This is a genomic window from Streptomyces fagopyri, assembly GCF_009498275.1.
Taxonomy (GTDB): domain Bacteria; phylum Actinomycetota; class Actinomycetes; order Streptomycetales; family Streptomycetaceae; genus Streptomyces; species Streptomyces fagopyri.
Window position 1 is genome coordinate 773,793 of sequence record NZ_CP045643.1, and the last position, 19,559, is coordinate 793,351.

21 protein-coding genes are annotated in these 19,559 nt (G+C 71.4%); 14 read left to right on the forward strand and 7 right to left on the reverse strand.

From position 1 onward, the window contains the following. Positions 1-314: 314 nt before the first annotated feature. Together GFH48_RS03260 and GFH48_RS03265 are read left to right on the forward strand one after the other, a co-directional pair. A complete protein-coding gene (locus GFH48_RS03260) occupies positions 315-980 on the forward strand; it encodes a hypothetical protein (RefSeq protein ID WP_153286785.1) in 666 nt (221 codons plus the stop codon). Between the two features lie 177 nt (positions 981-1,157). Further along, entirely contained in the window at positions 1,158-1,637 is a 480-nt protein-coding gene (locus GFH48_RS03265; protein WP_153286786.1) for a GreA/GreB family elongation factor, read from the forward strand. A 33-nt stretch (positions 1,638-1,670) separates the two neighbouring features. On the opposite strand, the gene GFH48_RS03270 is transcribed toward GFH48_RS03265, so the two are convergent. Further along, positions 1,671-1,952, reverse strand: a complete 282-nt coding sequence (locus tag GFH48_RS03270) for a hypothetical protein (RefSeq protein WP_153286787.1) — start codon at positions 1,950-1,952, stop codon at positions 1,671-1,673. A 597-nt stretch (positions 1,953-2,549) separates the two neighbouring features. Between GFH48_RS03270 and GFH48_RS03275 the strand changes: the two genes are divergently transcribed. Continuing rightward, the gene (locus GFH48_RS03275; RefSeq protein ID WP_153286788.1) at positions 2,550-3,011 is read left to right on the forward strand and encodes an Hsp20/alpha crystallin family protein; all 462 of its coding nucleotides are present in this window, start codon (positions 2,550-2,552) and stop codon (positions 3,009-3,011) included. Between the two features lie 15 nt (positions 3,012-3,026). Here the strand turns inward: GFH48_RS03275 and GFH48_RS03280 are convergent, their stop codons facing one another. Then, positions 3,027-3,869, reverse strand: a complete 843-nt coding sequence (locus GFH48_RS03280; RefSeq protein ID WP_153286789.1) for a family 1 encapsulin nanocompartment shell protein — start codon at positions 3,867-3,869, stop codon at positions 3,027-3,029. Beyond that, on the reverse strand, positions 3,866-4,855 hold the full coding sequence (locus GFH48_RS03285) for a Dyp-type peroxidase (RefSeq protein WP_153286790.1): 990 nt from the start codon (positions 4,853-4,855) through the stop codon (positions 3,866-3,868). The genes GFH48_RS03280 and GFH48_RS03285 overlap by 4 nt, the downstream gene beginning before the upstream one ends. Before the next feature lie 185 nt (positions 4,856-5,040). Here GFH48_RS03285 and GFH48_RS03290 point away from each other — a divergent pair, with 185 nt between their 5' ends. From GFH48_RS03290 to GFH48_RS03305, 4 genes are all read left to right on the forward strand, one after another. Next, positions 5,041-6,840 carry an FUSC family protein gene (locus GFH48_RS03290; protein ID WP_153286791.1) on the forward strand — a complete coding sequence of 600 codons (1,800 nt, stop codon included), beginning with the start codon at positions 5,041-5,043 and terminating at the stop codon, positions 6,838-6,840. Between the two features lie 189 nt (positions 6,841-7,029). Further along, positions 7,030-7,584: an NADPH-dependent FMN reductase gene (locus GFH48_RS03295; RefSeq protein WP_153286792.1), complete on the forward strand. Its 555-nt coding sequence runs from the start codon at positions 7,030-7,032 to the stop codon at positions 7,582-7,584. A gap of 195 nt (positions 7,585-7,779) precedes the next feature. Then, complete coding sequence (locus GFH48_RS03300; RefSeq protein WP_153286793.1) at positions 7,780-8,862, forward strand: CE1758 family FMN-dependent luciferase-like monooxygenase; 1,083 nt, start codon at positions 7,780-7,782, stop codon at positions 8,860-8,862. Further along, positions 8,859-9,476, forward strand: a complete 618-nt coding sequence (locus GFH48_RS03305) for an FMN reductase (protein ID WP_153286794.1) — start codon at positions 8,859-8,861, stop codon at positions 9,474-9,476. Before GFH48_RS03300 ends, GFH48_RS03305 begins: the two co-directional genes overlap by 4 nt. A gap of 82 nt (positions 9,477-9,558) precedes the next feature. Here the strand turns inward: GFH48_RS03305 and GFH48_RS03310 are convergent, their stop codons facing one another. Continuing rightward, positions 9,559-10,017: a MarR family winged helix-turn-helix transcriptional regulator gene (locus tag GFH48_RS03310; protein WP_153286795.1), complete on the reverse strand. Its 459-nt coding sequence runs from the start codon at positions 10,015-10,017 to the stop codon at positions 9,559-9,561. A gap of 437 nt (positions 10,018-10,454) precedes the next feature. Between GFH48_RS03310 and GFH48_RS03315 the strand changes: the two genes are divergently transcribed. Further along, positions 10,455-11,309: a virginiamycin B lyase family protein gene (locus GFH48_RS03315; RefSeq protein WP_194280481.1), complete on the forward strand. Its 855-nt coding sequence runs from the start codon at positions 10,455-10,457 to the stop codon at positions 11,307-11,309. 99 nt (positions 11,310-11,408) lie between these two features. Here the strand turns inward: GFH48_RS03315 and GFH48_RS03320 are convergent, their stop codons facing one another. Next, on the reverse strand, positions 11,409-12,587 hold the full coding sequence (locus GFH48_RS03320) for an amidase domain-containing protein (protein ID WP_153286797.1): 1,179 nt from the start codon (positions 12,585-12,587) through the stop codon (positions 11,409-11,411). Positions 12,588-13,004: 417 nt separating this feature from the next. On the opposite strand from GFH48_RS03320, the gene GFH48_RS03325 reads away from it, so the two are divergent. The 4 genes from GFH48_RS03325 (at position 13,005) to GFH48_RS03340 (ending at position 15,544) form a co-directional block, all read left to right on the forward strand. Continuing rightward, positions 13,005-13,619, forward strand: coding sequence for a ParA family protein (locus GFH48_RS03325; protein WP_153292698.1), 615 nt, complete (start codon positions 13,005-13,007; stop codon positions 13,617-13,619). Continuing rightward, positions 13,616-13,840: a hypothetical protein gene (locus tag GFH48_RS03330; protein ID WP_153286798.1), complete on the forward strand. Its 225-nt coding sequence runs from the start codon at positions 13,616-13,618 to the stop codon at positions 13,838-13,840. Before GFH48_RS03325 ends, GFH48_RS03330 begins: the two co-directional genes overlap by 4 nt. Before the next feature lie 196 nt (positions 13,841-14,036). Beyond that, the gene (locus GFH48_RS03335) at positions 14,037-14,588 is read left to right on the forward strand and encodes a cysteine hydrolase family protein (RefSeq protein ID WP_153286799.1); all 552 of its coding nucleotides are present in this window, start codon (positions 14,037-14,039) and stop codon (positions 14,586-14,588) included. After that, entirely contained in the window at positions 14,585-15,544 is a 960-nt protein-coding gene (locus GFH48_RS03340) for a GlxA family transcriptional regulator (protein WP_153286800.1), read from the forward strand. Before GFH48_RS03335 ends, GFH48_RS03340 begins: the two co-directional genes overlap by 4 nt. 80 nt (positions 15,545-15,624) lie before the next feature. Here the strand turns inward: GFH48_RS03340 and GFH48_RS03345 are convergent, their stop codons facing one another. Next, entirely contained in the window at positions 15,625-16,659 is a 1,035-nt protein-coding gene (locus GFH48_RS03345; protein ID WP_153286801.1) for a DUF6745 domain-containing protein, read from the reverse strand. A 174-nt stretch (positions 16,660-16,833) separates the two neighbouring features. Beyond that, on the reverse strand, positions 16,834-17,160 hold the full coding sequence (locus tag GFH48_RS03350) for a hypothetical protein (RefSeq protein ID WP_153286802.1): 327 nt from the start codon (positions 17,158-17,160) through the stop codon (positions 16,834-16,836). A gap of 191 nt (positions 17,161-17,351) precedes the next feature. Between GFH48_RS03350 and GFH48_RS03355 the strand changes: the two genes are divergently transcribed. Next, positions 17,352-18,320, forward strand: a complete 969-nt coding sequence (locus tag GFH48_RS03355; protein ID WP_153286803.1) for an STM4015 family protein — start codon at positions 17,352-17,354, stop codon at positions 18,318-18,320. Between the two features lie 33 nt (positions 18,321-18,353). Continuing rightward, positions 18,354-19,523, forward strand: a complete 1,170-nt coding sequence (locus GFH48_RS03360) for an STM4014 family protein (RefSeq protein ID WP_194280482.1) — start codon at positions 18,354-18,356, stop codon at positions 19,521-19,523. Positions 19,524-19,559 lie beyond the last annotated feature (36 nt).

Below are 19,559 nucleotides of genomic sequence, written 5' to 3' on the forward strand. Positions count from 1 at the left end.
CGCCGGCCCGGGGCGCCCGCCACCGGCCCGCCCGAGCATCACCCCAGGGCTGTCCGCTGATCCGCGGTGGATCGGCGCGGTGTCGGACCCGGTGCGTGGCACGACGGGGCCGTCCTCCTACGGGGCGTGTCCGGGCGGTCCGACGACGCGGCGGGGTGCCGTGGCCGTCGTCGCGCGCCCGCCGGCGACCACCGGACGGCCCGTAGCCCGCATGGGCCAACAGACGCGCGTGTCACGGCCCCGGGCGGCAGGGTGTTGGTGCGGGCTCCGGAGCGCCCGCACGGGACGACGAGCATCTACGGCCGGGAGGATCCATGCGGGAGAAGCCGCTGAGCAAGATCGGCGACGAACTGGTGCGCCTGCGCCACGGCTTGTCACGCACCTCGGAGGACCGGACGCCGCCCGCCGGGTTCGGCATCGATCGATCGCTGGTCAGCGGCTTCGTCGAGGGTGAGCTGTCCCAGCAGGACGAGGCGGAACTCGCCCGGCAGATGGCGGGGTTGATGCCCTTCCACTGGTCACAGCCCAACAGCTACGCCTCGATCATGTCGCAGGTCACGGACCACCTCGGTGGTCAGCGGGACCTGGTGACCTGGCTGGACGGCTTTCCCGGTCTGCCGCGCCTGGTGGCTCGTCTCTACGTCCTCATGGGGCTTCTCGACCAGTACAGCGAGAACGCCGCCGTGGTCACCGCGTTGCGCGAACTCCGCGAGCGGACACCCTATCCGGCGGGCCTCAAGGGCTATCTGGTGCCGGAGACCGATGACGACACACTCGCCGGCATCGCCTTCAGGATCGAGGAACTTCTCGGTGACAAGGAAAAGGGCAGGGCCGTCGACCTCGCGCTGGCCACGACGGAGTGTCTGCGGCAGATCGCGCCGCGTGCCGCGGAGATGGACCCCGAACTCGGCGATCTGGCCGAGCTGATGGACCACAGTCGGCAGGACATCCAGGACGCGGCCGCCGAACCCCGGACCTGACGCACCCGCCGTCCCGGGCCTTGCCCTGTCGGACCGAGCAGGCCGGCCGCCCGCCGGGCGATGGGTGCGGAGGTCCCCGCCCTCGTCCCCGCGCGGGCCCAACCGGTGGCCGCGAGGCCGACCTTGACGGGTCGGACGGTTGTCGATCCCCCGTGCCCCACCCCCTCAGGAGCAGGTATGACCAGCGAACCCGCGCCGATCAGCGAAGCCGCCCGTCGCGCCCTGGAACAGGAACTCGCCGACATCCGCGCGGAACGCCGGACGGTCGCGGCGACCCTGCGGAACACCGACACGATCGGTGACCACGCGGACCAGGCCGACGAGTTGCAGCGCGCCAATGACCTGGAACACCTCGACGCCCGCATCTCGGAGATCACCACACGACTCGGTCAGGCGGCCGACGCGAGCCGCCCCTCCACCGATGTCGTCGGTGTGGGCAGCACGGTCACCGTGCGGTTCGCGGACGGCACGGTGGAGACCTTCCAGATCGGCGACGTGGCCGAGGAGTTGGACCAGACGCTGGTCACGGCCGACAGTCCGCTCGGACGTGCCCTTCTCGGCCGCCGTGCCGGAGATCCGGTGCGGTACAACACGCCCGAGAGGAAGGTCACGGCGGTGGTGGTGTCCCTCGGGACTGCTCCCGAGGGACAGGCTTGACTGCTCCGTGGCCGGGCTCGGGTTCAGCCTGGTTCAGCCCTGGTAACGGGTCGGCGGGAAGGGGGCACGTGTCTTGCGCGGGCCCGTACCCGTCTGGATCTCACCCGTGCCCGCCTCACGGTCGATCTCGTCCCGCTCGGCCCGGTACTCGGCGTCCGGGCTCGGTGACTTACGGGTACGCAGGTCCACGTCCTCGCGGTCCCGTTGCGTCCGCTGGGCGAGGTCTTCCTGGTCGGGGCGCCGGGGCAGCCCTCTGCTGTGGCCGTCCTCCGGGTTGCCCTCGACCGCTCGGTTGGACTTGTGGTGGTGTGCCATGCGTCGGTCCTCCTCCAGTGCGCACCCGAGTCCGTACGCCCGTATGCGCCGTGTGTGCCGTGTGTGCCGTGTGTGCCGTGTGTGCCGGGGTGTCGCGCGCCGTGTGTGCCGGCGGGTCGAGCTCGGGCGCAGCGGTGTCCCGCGGTCGCCCGCGCGGCCGGGCCGCGGGGTCGAGCAGTGTGCGCGCGGTCTCGCTGAGCGGTGTGATCAGGACGCTCCGTACCGCGGGTGGCGATGACGCGGACGGCATGCCGAGGGACCGGTCCAGGGATCCGCTGAATGGATCGGACGAGTCGAAAGTCGTCGACGGCATCGGCATGACAGGTCCTGGTGCTGATACAGGTCCTTCTCACCCAAGCGCGATGCCCACCGCACCGCAACCGGAGGGCCGGCGCGGAATCCGGACAGCGGGGGTGCGGACAGCGGGGTGCGGACAGCGGAGGCCGGGTACGGCGGATACCGCGATACGGGTGGCCGCGACGAGTTGCCCGCCACCGGCACCGCGGAGAGGATCGATCCGCGGACCGGAAATCGTGCGCGCGTGAGCGCCGCCGGCGAATCCGGGGTCCGGGCCCCTCGAAGACCGGAGACATGGCGATGAGTGAACGAACGGACACCACCCGATCGAGTCCGGTACGGGCGGCCTGGTCGGCCGGCCACGACCCGGCGGCCGAACTGGAACATCTGTGGGGCGAGGTCAGCCGCCTGCTCGAACGGTCGTCGGCGTCGACGGAATCCTCGCGGCACTGGATGCCACTGACCGAGGAGGAGGACTCGGGCGACGCCTACCAGGTCCGCGCCGAACTCCCCGGCGTCCCCCGGGCCTGCGTGAGCGTGGAGATCGACGGACGGGAACTGCACATCCAGGGAACGCTCGGCGACACGGACCGCGGCCCCGCGCTGCGTCGCCGGACGGGTTCGTTCTCCTACGGAATCCGGATTCCCGGTGACGTCGACGTCGAAGCCGTACGGGCCGATCTGTGTGACGGGGTCCTGACCGTGCGGCTGCCGAAGACCGGAGTGTCCACACGGCGGACGATCGCCCTCGGTGCGGACTGACCGGTACGCCGCGGGTCAGGCCGTCCCGGTGCCCGCGGCCGCGGACGGGTCGAGCGCCACCACGGCTTCGTCCGTGTAGACCAGGAAGGTCAGGGTCTGGCGGAAGTACAGCTCGATGTCGGTGGCGTCGTGCGCCGTGTAACCGACGGCGAGATCCTCACCGAGCCGCAGTTCGTAGTCCCCGCCCCGGGTGCTCAGCAGGAAGCCCCCTTCGATGGCGGGCGCCCAGATCACCTCACCGTCGAGCATGCGCCCGAGATGGCTGGCGACGGGATAGCCGTGGTCGGAGGTCTCGGTGACCGCCGTGTACGCCTCGGCGCCCAGCAGCAGGGAGTACGGGCCCTGCACACCGGCCAGGCGCAGTGCCGTGAGGGCGCCGCTGACCGCGTCCGGGAAGTCACGTGGTTCCGCGGGCAGCGGCAGTACGGGATGGGAGGTGCGCCCGCGCAGCCCGTCGATGCGCGCGGCCCCGTAACCGTTGAAGACGGCCGCGTCCTCGGCGAACGCCATGGTGCGGGCGGCGTCCTTGACCGGCTGCCAGTCGGAGTCCTTGGACCCGCGGTCGATGTCGTCGACGGCCGAGCGGCTCACCGTGAACGGCACCCGCAGTTCGACCAGGGGCCGCGCCTCACGCAACCGTGCGGTGACACCGGCCGCCGGTCCCTCGATGCCGGACAGGTGACCCGTGCCCACCGCCGCGAGCTCGGGGCCTTCGGGGCCGGAGACGTCCACGACCCGCCGGCCGGCGAGGTTGCGGCGGAAGGTGCGGCGTGCCTCGTCCTCGATCTCGGCCCAGGCGCCGGGCGTGATCGGGGCGAGTTCGCGATGCAGGTTGGTGACGTCGTCGGGCGTGGTCATGTTCGGACTCCTTTGAGACTGCCGATCCCCAGCGACCCGTCCGACGGCGCCGTGCCGCCGGGAGCGTCGGGAAGGTCGTCGAGGAAGGTGGCGGTCGGCACGTGGAACAGGCACCCGGTGATCGCGGTCGAGAAGTCGAGGATGCGGTCGTGCATGTCCGGGCCGTCGCCGAGGAACATGTTCCTCAGCATCTGTTCGGTCACGTCCGGTGTACGTGCGTAGCCGATGAAGTACGTGCCGAACTCGGCGTCCGCGAAGTTGCCGAACGGCATGTTCTCCCGCACGATCTTGCGCTCGTTGCCGTCCTCGTCGGTGATGGTGTTGAGCGCCACGTGGGAGTCGGCGGGCTTGGCCTCGTCGGAGAGTTCCACGTTGGCCAGCTTCGTCCGCCCGATGACCAGCTCCTGTTCCCCCGCCGGAAGGGCGTTCCACTCCGTGAGGTCGTGCAGGTATTTCTGCACGATCACATAACTGCCCCCGGTGAAATCGGGGTCCTCGTCGCCGACGAACACCGCGTCGACCGCGAGCCGCCCCTCGGGGTTCTCGCTGCCGTCGACGAAACCGAGCAGGTCCCGCTCGTCGAAGTACTTGAAGGCGTGGACCTCGTCGACCACCATGACCGCGCCGCGCAGGCGTTCCGTGATCAGCCGGGCCAGTTCGAAACACAGGTCCATGCGTCGGGCTCGCAGGTGGAACAGGAGGTCCCCGGCGGTGGACGGCGCCCGGTGGTGTTCACCCACCAACTCCACGAACGGGTGGAGCCCCTGCGGACGGGGTCCGCCGAAGAGCCGGTCCCAGGCCGCCGATCCGATACCGACGACGCAGCTGAGCTCGTCGTGGGGTGCGCGGAACGCGACCGAGCGGCGCAGGCCCGAGACGTCCTCCAGCAGGTCACGGACGGTGTCCTCGTGACCCGGCGCGATCATGACCACGAGGAACACGGCGGCCCTGGCCGGTGGGACGATCACGGCTTGCGACTCAACCACGAGCGGCCTCCTGACGCGATGCGGAAAGGTCTGGCACCTGCGGAACGATCGATCCCCCTTCCCATCCTGCTGTGTCCCGGGCAAAAGAGCGCGAGGACCGTCCGCCCGCCGCCGGCCGCCCCGCCGACGGCGCGGTTCGAACGCGGATGTCCGCACGAGGATGGCTGAACGGGTATACACGCCACATGCCGCTTTCGCGCCGATTCCTCCCCCGTGTGGCCTGGCGCGGCTGGCGGCACGCTGCCGTGGGGGCGGTGCGCGCGCTCTCCCCACGCGGTGCGCTGGCCCTGCACGACGTGGACGGGGCGCTCCTCTTCGCCGTGCGGGCCGCTCTGGCCATGGGCCTGGTCGGGGTCCCGGTCGTGTGGGCGGGGCGGCCCGACCTCGCGGTCTACGCGATGCTGGGTTCCTTCACCACCACGTTCGGCCGCAATCTGCCCTACGACCGCCGTGCCCGCGTGCTCGCCCTGGTGGCGTTGGCCATGACGGCGTGCGTGGGCTGCGGTTCGGCCCTCGCGGCATGGGCGCGTTCGGGCGGGGCGGGAGGAGCCGGGGCCGCGGTGGTCGTCGCGGCGACGGCCGTCGTAGCGGGTCTCGCGAAGTTCGTCTGTGACGCCACGCGGCTGGTCGGTCTGGGCGCGGTGCTGCTGCTGTTCGCGTTCGCGGTGGCGGCCAACGGCGCGCCCACCGGAGCCGAGGTACTCCCGCACACCGCTCTCGCGGCGGCGGGGGCGGCGTTCGCCTGGCTGCTGGCCGTGTCCGGCCGGCTGGTGCATCCGGACCGGCCGCAGCGCCTGGCGGTGGCCACAGCCCTGCGCGAGGTCGCCGGACTCCTGGAGGTGTCCGGCGCCGGTGGCGTGCCGGGCCGCGCCCGGCACGCGGCGACGGTGGCCGTTCTCCACGCGTACCACTGTCTGGGGCTGCCGCCACCGACGCGCGCGCGAAGGCCCGCGTCCGGCCGCGACGAGGCCTTCGTGCGGCTCACCGACCTGTCCTGGACCCTTCTGATCGGTTCGGCACGGCGTCCGCCCGGAGGCCCGGCCGCCACCGCCCGGTACCTGCGCCTGCAGGCTCGCCTCCTCACCGACCGGCACCGCCGCAGACCCCCGGTGCTTCACGAACTGCGCCGCCTGTACGAGACACCGTCCGCGGAGGTACGCGACGACGCCACCTCCGCTCCGCCGGGAACGTCCGCCCCCGGCGATCCCGCTGTCCTGCGCGCGACAGAACTCCTGATCGGGCGCCCCGGCGGCCCCGACCGCTCGGCGGCCCTTGCCGTACCCGCCGTGCGCATGGCGCTGGGAACCGGAGTGGCGGGCGGCGTCGCGGCCGTCCTGAACCTGGAGCACGGCTACTGGGCGGCGATCTCCGCGGCCGCCGTTCTGCACTCGGTCAACCTCCGCACCACGGCCCAGCGCGCCGTCCAGCGGACCCTGGGCACGGCCCTCGGGCTGCTGCTCGCCCTGGGGGTGCTGGCCGCCCATCCGGAGCCGGTGGAGCTCGCGCTGGTGATCGTGGTCCTGGAGTTCCTGCTGGAGTACGTCGCGGCACGCAACTACGCCCTCGCCGTCGTCTTCCTCACCCCGCTCGCACTGCTGCTGAGCGATCTGGCCTCCCCCTCCCCGGCCGGAGAGCTGGTCCTGGACCGGGTGCTGGGCAGCGCCGTGGGGATCGCCGTGGGGCTGGGATGCGCGCTGCTGATCGTCCACGACCGGGCCGCGGGACGCGTGGAACGTGCGCTGGCGGCGTGCAAGGGGGCCGCGGAGCAGGCCGAACGAGTCCTGGGCGAGCCACCGGGCGACCCGGCCGGACCGGCGCTCCCCCTCGTCCAGGTGAGCCTGGCCGTGTCGGTCGTGGAACTCCGCGAGGCCGACGACACCGCGGCCGGTGAGCTGTGGCCGGCCGAGATCGACCCCACCGAGCTCGCCGCAGCCGAACAACGGGCCTTTCTCCTGCTCCGCCGGCTGCACGACTCCCGCCCCTGAGGGGTCCCGGAACGGCCGCGCGAAGGGACTCGGGAGCAGGTCGTCACCTCGGCCAGGGGTGCGGCGGCTCACACCTCTTCGCATCCGCGAGCATCTCGATTTACTTGTCGCATCAAGCATCCTATGCTTGACTCGTCAAATAAATCCGGCGCAATCGCGCGTCCCTGTCCACGATTAAGGATCGACGACATGACGAGAATCGGGATCATCATCGGCAGCACCCGCCCGGGCCGCAACGGCGAGGCCGTGGCGAAGTGGGTCCACGAGATCGCGTCGCAGCGCACCGACGTCGAATTCGAACTGGTCGACCTGCTCGACTACAAGCTGCCGCACCTGGACGAGGCGATGCCGCCGTCGCTGGGCCAGTACAGCCAGCCGCACACCCGCGAGTGGGCCGCCAAGATCTCCTCGTTCGACGGCTTCGTCATGGTCACGCCGGAGTACAACCACTCCACGTCCGGTGTGCTCAAGAACGCCATCGACTACCTGTACGCCGAGTGGAACAACAAGGCGATCGGTTTCGTCAGCTACGGCTCCGTGGGCGGCACCCGCGCGGTCGAGCACCTGCGCCTCGTCGCCGGTGAACTGCAGATGGCCGACGTCCGCTCGCAGGTGGCGTTGTCCCTGTTCACGGACTTCGAGAACTTCAGCGTCTTCCGGCCCGCCGACATGCACCTCGACGGGCTCAACACGATGCTCGACCAGGTCGTGAGCTGGTCGAACGCTCTCGCGTCCCTGCGCTAGTCACCCGTGGAGCGGCGATGACGAAGACGGTGGACGGCCCTGACCGCGGCCGTCCACCGTTTTCGGCGGACGTATCAGAGGCAACGGCCGCAGCGCGGTGCGGTGCGGCGGACGGTTTCGTTCTCCGCGCGGTCCATCGCCTCTGACGAATTTCCTGATGCACATGAGCATTTCCGAGGCGGAAGCGGGACCGAAATGCAGTTCGGAATCTTCGGAGTGGGAGACGTCGCGGTCGACCCCACGACCGGTCGGCAGGACACCGAGTACGACCGCATCAAAGCGGTCCTGGAGTACGCCGAATCGGCCGAGCAGGTGGGGCTGGACGTCTTCGCCATAGGCGAGCACCACAACCCGCCTTTCATGCCGTCGTCCCCGACGACCCTGCTCGGACACGTCGCGGCCCGCACGAACAGAATCGTGCTGTCCACCTCGACGACCCTGATCACCACCAACGACCCGGTGAAGATCGCCGAGGACTACGCGATGCTGCAGCACGTCGCGGACGGCCGGGTCGACCTGATGATGGGCCGCGGGAACACCGGACCGGTCTATCCCTGGTTCGGCAAGGACATCCGCGACGGAATCGCCCTGGCCGTCGAGAACTACGCGCTGCTGCGGCGGCTCTGGCGCGAGGACGCCGTCGACTGGGAGGGCCGGTTCCGTACACCGCTGCGGTCCTTCACCTCGACTCCGCGGCCCCTGGACGGCATACCGCCCTTCGTGTGGCACGGCTCCATCCGCAGCCCGGAGATCGCCGAGCAGGCCGCGTACTACGGGGACGGCTTCTTCCAGAACAACGTGCTGTGGCCGAAGGAGCACGTGCAGCGCATGGTCGGTCTCTACCGCAGCCGGTACGAACACCACGGACACGGGCCGGCGGATCAGGCGATCGTCGGGCTCGGAGCGCAACTGTTCATGCGCGCGAACTCGCAGGACGCGATCCGTGAGTTCCGCCCGTACTTCGACCACTCGCCCGCGTGGGGAAACGGTCCCTCGCTGGAGGAGACCACCGCCCGCACCGCCCTGCTGGTGGGCAGCCCGCAGCAGGTCGTCGAGCGCGTCCTGGAGTTCCGCGAGCACGCCGAAGGTGACTACCAGCGCCAGCTGTTCGCCGTCGACGCCCTGGGTCTGCCCCGCGGCACCGTGCTCCAGCAGATCGAGATGCTGGGCGAGGTCGTACAGGTGCTGCGGAAGGAATTCGAGGTGGGACGTCCCGCGCGGGTACCGGAGGCTCCGACGCACGCCTCGCTGAAGGCGGCCCGGGAGTCCCGGCCGTGACGCGGCGTCTCATCGCGGTCGTCTCGGCGGGGCTGCGGCAGCCGTCCTCCACCCTCCTGCTGGCCGAACGCCTCACCGCCGCGACCCGCGCCGCGCTGGAGCGGCTCGGTGCCGAGGTCGACGTCGAGAGCGTCGAACTGCGCGACCACGGGCACCACCTGCTGAACAACATGATCACCGGGTACCCCTCCGAGAAACTGCGCCGGGTGCTGGACACCGTCGCACGGGCGGACGGACTGATCGCGGTGACCCCGACCTTCAGTGCCTCGTACAGCGGCCTGTTCAAGATGTTCTTCGACGTGCTGGACGAAGGTGTGCTGGAGGACAAGCCCGTCCTGATGGCGGCCACCGGGGGCACGGCGCGGCATTCACTGGTCCTCGACCACGAGATGCGGCCGCTGTTCTCGTACCTGCGCGCGGCCGTGCTCACCACCGGGGTCTTCGCCGCGCCGGAGGACTGGGGCAGCGGCCAGGCGTCGGCGGTGTCGCTCGCGCGGCGGACGGAACGGGCCGCCGGTGAGCTGGCCCGTGAGGTGAACCGGCGGGACACCCCGGTCGTCGAGGATCCGTACATGTCGCCGACCCCGTTCGAGGACCTGCTCGCCGGCGGCTGATCCCGGGACCGGCAGGGCCCCCGACAGGCGTGGGTCCGCGCCCGCGGCACACCGTGTCGGGCGCGTGTCGGGCGGCGGATCCTCAGAGGTCCGACGTGATGCGGTCCAGCACCCGGGTGGCCGCGACCACGTCGCACCCCTCCAGCCGGGAGAAGACGTGTCGCCGCACACTGGCGAGGTTCGTGGGCCACGTCTGCTTCAGCCGCGTCCATCCGGAACTGGTGAGAACCGCGAGCCAGGCCCGGCCGTCCTCGGGGGACTTCACACGCAGGACGAGCGACTGGGCCTCCAGACGGTTCACGATGCGGGTCATGCCGCTCAGGGACAGCCCGCACTCGTTGGCCAGCTCACTCATCCGCAACTGGCTGTCCGGCGCCTCGGAGAGGTGCACCATCACCATGTACTCGGACGTGGTGATCTGCTGTTCCGCGAGCATGTCCGCGTCGACGACACGAGGCAGGAAGGCCATCACCCGCCCCAGAGCCCGGATGAACGCCTCCTCGTCGGGGTCGAGGGGCTCGGGCGTCGTCGCGTCAGTCATGGACACAGTGTAATTGCACCGAATCGGACGCCGGCCGGGGCGAACCACCAGGTCCCGGACCGTGGCCGACACCCGCCCGGGACATCGCGCCACCCGCCTTCACGGGCATTGGAGTGGCCGCCGCGCAGGGCGGTGGCGTGGCTCCCGGACACCCCGGCTCCGCTCTTCCTAGGGTCGGCGGTTGACGGACGGAGCGGGCGGCGGACGGCTGTGCCGCCCGTGGGGGTCCGCCCGTCCTACCAGCGGCGCCGCTCCACGACCTGGCCCGGCACCGACCGTCTCCGCGGACCGGTACGGCAACGGGCCGACCGTCCAGAACAGGTGGGTGAGTCGTGGAACGCACCACGCCAGGATCACGAACGCGCGAAGCCTCGGCCTCCGCCGGCCGCGCGAGACGGAGACAGACCCGCCGACTGGCCCTCGCCACAGGCCTTCTGATGCTCTGTGCGCTGCCGATCGGACCGGCGGACGCGGCGTCGGCCGGTGACGTGCGCGTACAGAGCCGTCCGCCGCTGTACGTGTCCGACTACGGCAACAACCGGGTGGTGAGACTGCCCGCGGGCAGCGGCGGCCGGACGACCGTCCCGCTGGAGGGCCTGGTGCGTCCGACCGGTCTGACCTGGGACCACGCCGGCACCCTCTATGCCTCCGACACGGGCAACAACCGGGTGGTGAAGCTGTCTCCGAGAGGCGGCGGACAGTCCACCGTGCCCACCACCGACCTGTCGCGCCCGCTGGGGCTCGCCGCGGACGCGGCCGGCGACCTCTACATCGCGGACAGCTTCAACGACCGGGTGGTGAAGGTGGCCGCCGACGGCAGCGGCCAGACGACCGTCCCCACCACCGGACTGCTGCACCCCTGGGGGCTGGCGCTGACCCCCGGCGGAGACCTGTACGTCTCCGACTTCGTCAACGACCGGGTCGTCCGGGTGCCGGCGGACGGCAGCGGCCAGACCACCGTGCCCACCAGGGGCCTCTCCCAGCCGACCGGGCTGGCGCTGAACGCCGCGGGAGACCTCTTCATCTCCGACAGCGGCAACAACCGCGTGGTCAGGGTGTCCGCGCGCGGTGGCGGGCAGAGCACGGTTCCGGTCACCGGTCTGAACGATCCGCTGGGGCTCGCGCTCGACTGCCGCGGCGGCCTCTACGTGGCCGACGGTTTCGACAACCGGGTGGTACGGGTCCGGGAGACCGGCGGCGGGCAGGTCACGCTGCCGTCCACGGGCCTCAACACACCGACCGGCCTCGCGTTCCCGCCGACGGACGAGCGGGCCGGCCGGGATCACCCTTAGAACGGGCGGCGGGGCGAGGAGCCGGACCGCCTCGGTCGGCCGCCGGAAGAGCGAGGAGCCGGACCCCCGGGCCCGGCTCCCGCTCCGGCATCAGTCCGCTCAGGTGCGGTACGCGTAGTACGCCGCGGTCGGGTACGACGCGATGATGCTCGCCACCGACCTGTTGTAGGTGTTGGTGGAGTGGTACGTCACGTACGGCACGCCCTGCGGGCTGCGGTAGGTGACGATCATGCTGTGGTCCTTCTCGCCGTCCTTGTTGAAGTCCATCTGCAGCACGTCGCCCACGTCCATCTGGTAGACGTTGGCGAGGCTGGTGACGCGCTTGGACGACAGGGCGAACCACGAGAACTCGTTGACGCCGACGAACGAGTCCGACTGGATGTCGGCGTTGCCGAACCACTTGTGGAAGTCGTTCGTGTAGCCGGGAACGTGCTTCCAGCCGCCGGCCTTCAGGGACTGGCTGACGAAGTTGGTGCAGTCGCCGCCGGCACCGTGACCGTTGAAGTCCGGGTAGGCCGAGTTGTACTTGTTCCAGTACTTCGCGGCGTACGCGACCATGGCCTTGTAGTCGTAACCGGTGGCCGTGAGGTTCTTCGCCTTGGCCGGTGCCGGCGTCGTGATGGCCGAGCGGACCGCCTCCGGCGGACCGTCGTCGGCCTTGGCGGCCGGCTTGGCGACCTGCGGGCTGGCGACCTGGTTGACCGCGACACCGTCATCGGTGTCACGGACGTCGGTCAGCTGCCAGTCACCCTCTCGGTCGGCCTTGAACGTCAGCTCGTGATGAGCCTGGAAGCCGGTGGTCTTCGGCTCGTTGCCCCGGACCTTCTTGTACGTCAGGGTCGTGGTCTCGGTGACGGCGACCGTGGCGTGGCGGCCCTTCACCCGCGTACGGTCCAGCGAGACAGTCGTGTCGGCCGAGCTGTACTTCTCGCCGAGCGACGCCAGACGGGACTTCCGGCCCCGCAGCTGCGACAGCGCGGAGTTCTCGTCACGCGTCTGCGTGGAGGACAGCCGTACGTCGCCGGAGAACCGGGACGCCTTCGACTTGCCCTGCTCGCTCTTCCCGTTGTCGACCAGGGCGTCCGTACGGTCGGTGAAGACCGCGTCCGCCAGCCGCTGGAAGGTGGCCTTGGTCGACGCGTCGACCGCGGGGTCGGCGACACTCGCCGCGCCCGCACTCCAGTTGGGCAGCAGGGCCGCGCCGGCGACGACCGAAGCGGCCGCCGCCGTGACTATGGTCGCCCGTCGCCGCTTACGGCTCAGTTTCCTTGTTTTCAATGATGTTCCCCTCTACGCCGGTACTCTCTACCGGAATCCGCATCCTCGCACGCCATATGTGCGTCATGTGACGGGGGTTACCGAAGGGACACCGGGCCGTGACGGTCGCTTCGCGCGGACCCCGCGTCCTCACGGACATCCGTCTCCGGTCGCCGGAACTCCCCTCGCCGTCGATCCTCAGCGGCCTGGTGCGGAGCGGCGGAACGCGCACAAGACGGGGCGAAGAACGTCCCCGCCAAGCTCTTCGGCACCACACCCCGCGCCGCCGGTCCCGTCGCCGCCGAGGGCCTCCGCGTTAGGCCCTACGAATGATTCACGCCACCGCAGGGTGAAAGAAGGCGCTATGGTGCCGCGCCGACGGCGGCCCGCCGCTCGCGGCCACTAGCGTTGCGCCCTGTGACGCTGAGCTATGCCTTTGTGAATCTCAAACCCGGAGTGGGAAAGACGACCAGCGCGGTCTGGCTGGCCCACGCACTGCACGAGCTGGGCGTCTCCCCGCTGCTGGTGGACAGCGACCCCGCCTCCTCGGCGCTGCGCTGGAGCGAACTCGCGGGGGGCTTCCCGTTCCCCGTGATCGCCTTCCCGGTGGGTGACGTCCACCGGCGCGTGAACGACTTCCTCGGCAACCGGCAGGCCGTGGTGTTCGACGCCCCCCAGCTGGAGGACCACGCGCACATCGCGCGCAGCATCATGAGGTACGCGAGCGACTGGATCGTGCCCCTGACCCCGGCGCCCATCGAGCTGGACCGGATGGCGCCCATCGGCGGCGAGATGAAGGACGTGCAGTCGCTGCGCGCCCAGCCGGCCCGCGCCGCCGTCCTGCTGAACCGCACCAACCGCCCCGACGCCACCCGCACCGGCCCGGACGCCGACGCCCGCGAGGCGCTCACCGAACGGGGCTTCGACGTGCTGGCCACCCACATTCCACGGCTCGACCTGTACTCCCAGTCCTTCGGCAGCGCGGTCGACGTCAAGGGTTCGGCCTACATGGACCTCGCGGACGAACTCATCAAACGTCAGGACAAGGTGTGAACCAGCGCAAAGACACCTACCGGGCGGCGCTCCAGCGCGAACCCGGCGCCTCCTCCCCCCGTCCGCTCAAGGTCACCCGGCTGGACGCCCGTTACATCCGGTTGACCATCGAGGTCGACCCCGCCGTGCCACGCGAGATCAACCGCTGGGTGGGCCCGCCCGTGACCGCGCTCATGCGCGTCGGCGCCGCCGTACTGCGCCCTCTGAGGAACACGCCGTAAGCCGCACGCCGCACACTGCGCACCGCTGCCGCCTGCCGCCTTCCCCAGTGCCGCCTTGCCGCCTGACGCCCGCCGCCCGCCGTGAGGTAGGGAGCACGGGGCAGGCGGTCCGGGCGGCTCACCTGACCGGATCGGTCCGGTACCGGCCCGGATCGGGTCTACGGTTCAGGCATCGGCCCAGGTCACCATGGGTGGCATGAGCAGAGCGCTGATCGTCGTCGATGTCCAGGAGTCCTTCCGGGCTCGCCCGCTGTGGAAGCAGATCGCCCATCCGCAGATCGCCGAACCGGTCAACCGGCTGGTACGTCTCGCCCGCGCGGCCGGCGACCTCGTCGTCTGGGTCCTGCACTCGGAGCCCGGCAGCGGCGACGTGTTCGATCCCGCCCAGGGACATGTCCGTCTGCTGGCGGAGCTGCATCGTCCGGAGCCGGGCGAGCCGGTCCTGTACAAGACCTCCCACAACGCCTTCACCACCACCAACCTGCAGCAGCTGCTGACCGAGGCGGGGGTGCGCGAGCTGGTGGTCTGCGGAATCCGGACCGAGCAGTGCGTCGAGACCACGACCCGGGTCGGCAGCGACCTCGGGTACCGGATGGTCTTCGTCACCGACGCCACCACCACCAACCCGATCGGCACCCTGAGCGCCGAGGCGATCATCGAACGCACCGAGGCGGTCCTGCGCGACCGGTTCGCCCGGATCACCACAGTGGCCGAACTGGAGTCGGATGCGGCACCCTCGCAGACGTGAGTCTCGTCGTCTTCGTTCTGCTGCCCGGCGTCCACCTCCTCGACGTGGCCGGACCGGCGCAGGTCTTCAGCACCGCGGCGGACTTCGGGCAGCCGTACCGCATCGAGTACGTCGCCGAGCGTGAGCGGGTGCCCAGCGCCCAGGGTCTGCCCCTGATCGCGCGGACCGGGTGGCCGGAGCTGAGCGGCGACGACCTGATCGTGGTGCCGGGCTGGCGGACCCGGACACTGGGCGGCGGGCCCGCGCTGGGCCACGCCGGGTCGGAGTGGCTGCGCGGCCACCATGCCACCGGGGGCACCGTCGCCAGCGTGTGCGCCGGGGCGGAGGCGCTGGGCCGCGCCGGACTGCTCGACGGGCGCAGGTGCACCACGCACCACGACCACCAGGACGAACTGGCCGCCCGCCATCCCCGAGCCCTCGTGGTCCGGGACGTGCTCTTCACGGCCGACGACCGGGTGGTGACCTCGGCGGGCATCGCCAGCGGCATCGACCTCGCGCTGCACCTATTGGCCGTCCGTCACGGCCCGGCACTCGCCGCCCAGGTGGCCCGGGACATGGTCGTGTACGCCCGTCGCAACGGCCACGAACCCCAGTCCAGCGCCATGCTTCGGCACCGGTCCCACCTCGACGACGCCGTCCACCGCGTCCAGGACCTGATCGACGGACGATTCACCGAACCGCTGCCGCTCGCGCGCCTGGCCGCGGGGGCGGGCGTCAGCGAGCGCACCCTGACCCGGCTCTTCCACCGCGCCACCGGCGGACTGACGCCACTGCGCTACCAGCAGACGCTTCGCGTCGAACGCGCCGAGCATCTGATCGGCCACGGCGCCACGGTGGAGTCGGCGGCCCGGCAGGTGGGTTTCGAGGACGCCCGGATGCTGCGTCGCCTCCGCACCCGGACGCCCCGCGAGAAAGCCGGCGAACCGTCCCGGCGTCCCACGCCCGCCGACGGCTGACCGGCGAGGACCGGCGAGGTCCGGCCCACCGGTCACGGACGGTCCGCGGCACGCTCGGGAAGACGGGCGGCCGAGTGCGCTCACGTCTGCCGGAGCGGCTGGTAGACCTCGGCCGCGATGCCGAACGTCCACGCCACTCCCTCACGGGCCGTGCGCGTCGTCGGTGGGACGCGCAGCCAGTACGTGCGACTCGTACCGTCGGGCTCCGGAGTGGAGTTGACGACCTCCACCATCACCACGTCCTCGTCCCCGAGGAGTTCGAGCCGCCACAGGATCCCGGTCTCGTCCCGGTGCACGGGAACCGCTCCCGACTCGGCGAGATACCGGTCGTAACCGTAGAACTCCAGCATCACACGGCGGAGTTCGGCGTTCTCCTCGTCACGGATGCGCTTCGGGTCGAGCGAGGCGAGCTCGCCGAGGAACTCGCCCGGGACGGGCATGCCACGCCAGGCGTACAGCTCGAATCCGTCCTCGTACCCGAGCGCGGGTCCGTCAGCTCGGTCGAGGCGGCCCGCCTCGTCGCGGTGGAGCTCCGTGGGCCGCTCACAGACGACCGCCACCCGCTCGTAGGGCCACCACCAGCCGGCCGCGCGGGCGACCATGGCCGCCCCGCCCAGCGGACCCGGGCGATCCGTGTCGAACGCGGACAGCCAGGCCGCGTCGTGCTGCCCGAGCGCGGCGTCGAGCAGCAGGAGCCGGACCCGGGTCTCCGTCTCCCTGCCGTCGGCCAGCTGCTCGACGACTCCCGCGCGGATCCGGTCGACCAGGACGCGGGTCGACTCCCACAGGCCGGCCCCCGTGGCATGCCAGTGGCCGCTCCACCCCTGCGGCCCCAACCGCCGGTGGGCTCGGTCGCGTTCCGCTGCCCACGGCGCGCTCAGTACGGCGGGGCGCACGCTCGCGCCGGTCTCGTCCCCTGTCAGCGCCGCCCCGTCCGGGCCCGGCGTGCCCATGAGCACCTGAACCGCCTCACGCGGGGAGCGCGCCCAGACCACGCGTTCGGGCCCCGTCAGTCCCGCGCTCCGGTAGGCGAGCCGGATCCCCTCCTCGGCCGCGGCACGATCCGCGGCCCCCGTGGCCGCCGCCACCGTACGCCAACTATCCATCTCCGCCATGTCCGTTCTCTCCCCAGTCCTTCGGTACGGCCGTGGAGGCGCCGCTCTCCGGCCGCCCGGCCCGTCCCTGTCGCCGTGCCCGTCGTGCCCGTCGTGCCGCCGAGAGGCGGCACCACCGCGAGCACCGGCGGATGTGCGTCACCGCCCCGCGGGCGCCTTCGCGCCCCCATGGGTTCAGTCGGCGACGATCCGCACCGAACCCGGCACGTACTCCCGCTGCCTGACGACCCGGTACCAGCCCTTCGGGAGGGATATCGCCGCATGTTCCTCGTGGACGACCCGCGCTCCGTCCGGGACGTGCAGCAGCATGGGCCCGAACACCCCGGCCTCTCTGATCAGCCGCCCGGGGCCCACCACCGCGTGCGCGTGGCCGGTGACCTCGCCCAGCGCGAGGACGAGCCGGCCCCGGCCGTCACGCGGCTCGGACGGCGCGTCGACCGCCGCGGCGGGTACCGCGTCCGGCGCCAACGACACCATGAGGACATCTCCTTGCCGGTACATGCGTCTCCCTCCGTCGAGGCACCGTGCGTGCCGTGCGAGAAACCGTAGGGGCGGCCACTGACACTCCCCCGCCGCGCGGGGCTGTCAGTGGGTCTTGGTAGAACTCCGGTACCTGGGAACGCGGTCAGCGCGCACCAGGCACGATCACGACCGTCGAACCACCGACCAGATGCACGAAGGAGCGGGCGCGCATGACCATCGGAAGCCACCTGCAGGAGTTTCACGGACTGCCCGCGTTCACCTTCCCGGAGGCGGCCGACAAACCCCTGCGGGTCTCCGCTCTCCCGTCGCCGGAATCCGTCGCCTGGCGGGTGGCCGTCGACTCCTACGACAGCCAGGAGTCGTGGCCCGACGCTTTCGCCCGGTTCCTCGAAGCCGTCGACACCACGCGGGTCCGGGCCCTGGTCGTGGGCGCCTGGAGCGATGTCTACGACAGCGCTCCGACGGAGGTGATCGAGGCGCTCGTGGCGGCCCGCGACCGGCTGCCCGAACTGCGCGCGGTCTTCCTCGCGGACGTCGTGATGGAGGAGTGCGAGATCTCCTGGATCGTCCAGGGCGACGTCTCTCCCGTGCTGGAGGCCTTTCCGCTGCTGGAGGAGTTCGGTGTCCGCGGTGGCAACCAGCTGGTCTTCCCCGCCGTCCGCCACGAGCGGCTGCGCAGGCTGACGGTGGAGACCGGCGGGATGCCCGCCGAGGCGGTCAGGGGGGTCGCCGGCAGCGACCTGCCCGCGCTGGTCCATCTCGACCTGTGGCTGGGCACGTCCGAGTACGGCGGTGACTACGAGGCGGGCGACCTGGAGCCGTTCTTCGCCGGGAACCGCCTGCCCGCCCTGAAGCACCTGGCCCTGCGCAACAGCGAGATCCAGGACGCCATCTGTTCCTCGCTGGCCTCGGCGCCCGTGGTGGCGCGCCTCGACACCCTCGACGTCTCCATGGGCGTCCTCACCGACGACGGTGCCGCGGCACTGCTGTCGGGCCAGCCGCTGACCCATCTGAGGTCACTCGACCTGCATCACAACTACCTGAGCGCGAAGGTCCGTTCGCGGCTCCTGGAGACGCTGGAACCGCACGGTGTGGAGGTCCGCGCCGATCAGGACGACGCCGAGTCCGACGAGGAGGAGGACGGAACCGTCTGGCGCTTCGTGGCGGTGGGCGAGTAGCACGACGGTACCGGGCGGACGGAGGACGGAAGAATGTCCGGAGCGGACGGCGGGGACGCGTACGGCGACCCGAATCGGTGGGCGGTCGTCGCCAACGGGGAGAACCGGAGGGTCGCCCTGTTCACCGCGGCGGCCGAGGCCGCCGGCCACGGCACACCCCGCGTGGTCGAGTGGCGTGACGTGCTGCGCGAGGGCGGGCACGAGTTCGCCGACGACGAGATCGTCCGCCTGGACTCCCCGGGGGAGAACGCGGAGGTGGACCGGCTGCTGCGCGGCGTCGACGATCCGACCCGGGTGGAGGGTTCCGCGCGCTGGTACGCGCGCTTCCTCGACGGCGTGGCCTCCCTGCGCGGCGGACGGCGGCTCGACGCGCCCGGGGATCTGGCCGTCCTGTTCGACAAGCGGCTCTGCCACGCCCTCCTGCGGGGCGCGGGCGTACCGGTGCCGGTCTCCCCGACCTCGGGCGACACGGCTCCGGCCGGGGACTGGCCGGCGGTGCGGGCCCGGATGGCGGAGGCGGGTCTGCGGCGGGCGTTCGTGAAGCTCGCTCACGGCTCGTCGGCTTCCGGCGTGCTGGCGGTCGAGACGACGACGGCGGGACGCGTCCGGGCGACGACCTCCGTGGAGGTCGCGGACGGCAGGCTGCACAACTCGCTCCGGGTGCGCCACTACACCGAGGAGTCCGAGGTCGCCGCGATCGTGGACAGGCTCGCGCCGGACGGACTGCACATCGAACGCTGGCTGCCGAAGGCGTCCCTGGGCAACCGGTCGGCGGACCTGCGCGTCCTCGTCGTGGCGGGCCGGGCCACCCACGCCGTCGTCCGTACCAGCCGCTTCCCGCTCACCAATCTCCATCTCGGCGGCACCCGCGGTGATCTGTCCGCCGTCCGGGCCCTCGCCGGTGACCGGTGGGCCGAGGCGCTCGGCATCTGCGAACAGGCCGCCGCCTGCTTCCCGGCGACCCTGTGCGTGGGCGTCGACCTGCTGCCCGCCGTCGGCTGGCGCCGGTTCGCCGTCGGGGAGGTCAACGCGTTCGGTGACCTGCTGCCCCGGCTCACCGGCCTGCCGGGCGGCCCCGCGGCGGGGCTGGACACCTACGCCGCCCAGATCGCGGCCCTCGGCCCGCGATGGCCCGCCCGGTTCGCCCCACGGGCCGCTCCCTCACCGCACCACCGTTCAAGGACACTCCATGCCCCACTCTGACTCTCCCACCGGCACCCGTCCGGCGGCGCCGGCCGA

Bases quoted from the DNA above. Each gene is read 5' to 3' on its own strand.
- GFH48_RS03260 (WP_153286785.1), top strand. From the start codon at position 315: ATGCGGGAGAAGCCGCTGAGCAAGATCGGCGACGAACTGGTGCGCCTG.
- GFH48_RS03265 (WP_153286786.1), top strand. From the start codon at position 1,158: ATGACCAGCGAACCCGCGCCGATCAGCGAAGCCGCCCGTCGCGCCCTG.
- GFH48_RS03270 (WP_153286787.1), bottom strand. From the start codon at position 1,952: ATGGCACACCACCACAAGTCCAACCGAGCGGTCGAGGGCAACCCGGAG.
- GFH48_RS03275 (WP_153286788.1), top strand. From the start codon at position 2,550: ATGAGTGAACGAACGGACACCACCCGATCGAGTCCGGTACGGGCGGCC.
- GFH48_RS03280 (WP_153286789.1), bottom strand. From the start codon at position 3,869: ATGACCACGCCCGACGACGTCACCAACCTGCATCGCGAACTCGCCCCG.
- GFH48_RS03290 (WP_153286791.1), top strand. From the start codon at position 5,041: ATGCCGCTTTCGCGCCGATTCCTCCCCCGTGTGGCCTGGCGCGGCTGG.
- GFH48_RS03295 (WP_153286792.1), top strand. From the start codon at position 7,030: ATGACGAGAATCGGGATCATCATCGGCAGCACCCGCCCGGGCCGCAAC.
- GFH48_RS03300 (WP_153286793.1), top strand. From the start codon at position 7,780: ATGCAGTTCGGAATCTTCGGAGTGGGAGACGTCGCGGTCGACCCCACG.
- GFH48_RS03310 (WP_153286795.1), bottom strand. From the start codon at position 10,017: ATGACTGACGCGACGACGCCCGAGCCCCTCGACCCCGACGAGGAGGCG.
- GFH48_RS03315 (WP_194280481.1), top strand. From the start codon at position 10,455: ATGCTCTGTGCGCTGCCGATCGGACCGGCGGACGCGGCGTCGGCCGGT.
- GFH48_RS03335 (WP_153286799.1), top strand. From the start codon at position 14,037: ATGAGCAGAGCGCTGATCGTCGTCGATGTCCAGGAGTCCTTCCGGGCT.
- GFH48_RS03345 (WP_153286801.1), bottom strand. From the start codon at position 16,659: ATGGCGGAGATGGATAGTTGGCGTACGGTGGCGGCGGCCACGGGGGCC.
- GFH48_RS03350 (WP_153286802.1), bottom strand. From the start codon at position 17,160: ATGTACCGGCAAGGAGATGTCCTCATGGTGTCGTTGGCGCCGGACGCG.
- GFH48_RS03355 (WP_153286803.1), top strand. From the start codon at position 17,352: ATGACCATCGGAAGCCACCTGCAGGAGTTTCACGGACTGCCCGCGTTC.
- GFH48_RS03360 (WP_194280482.1), top strand. From the start codon at position 18,354: ATGTCCGGAGCGGACGGCGGGGACGCGTACGGCGACCCGAATCGGTGG.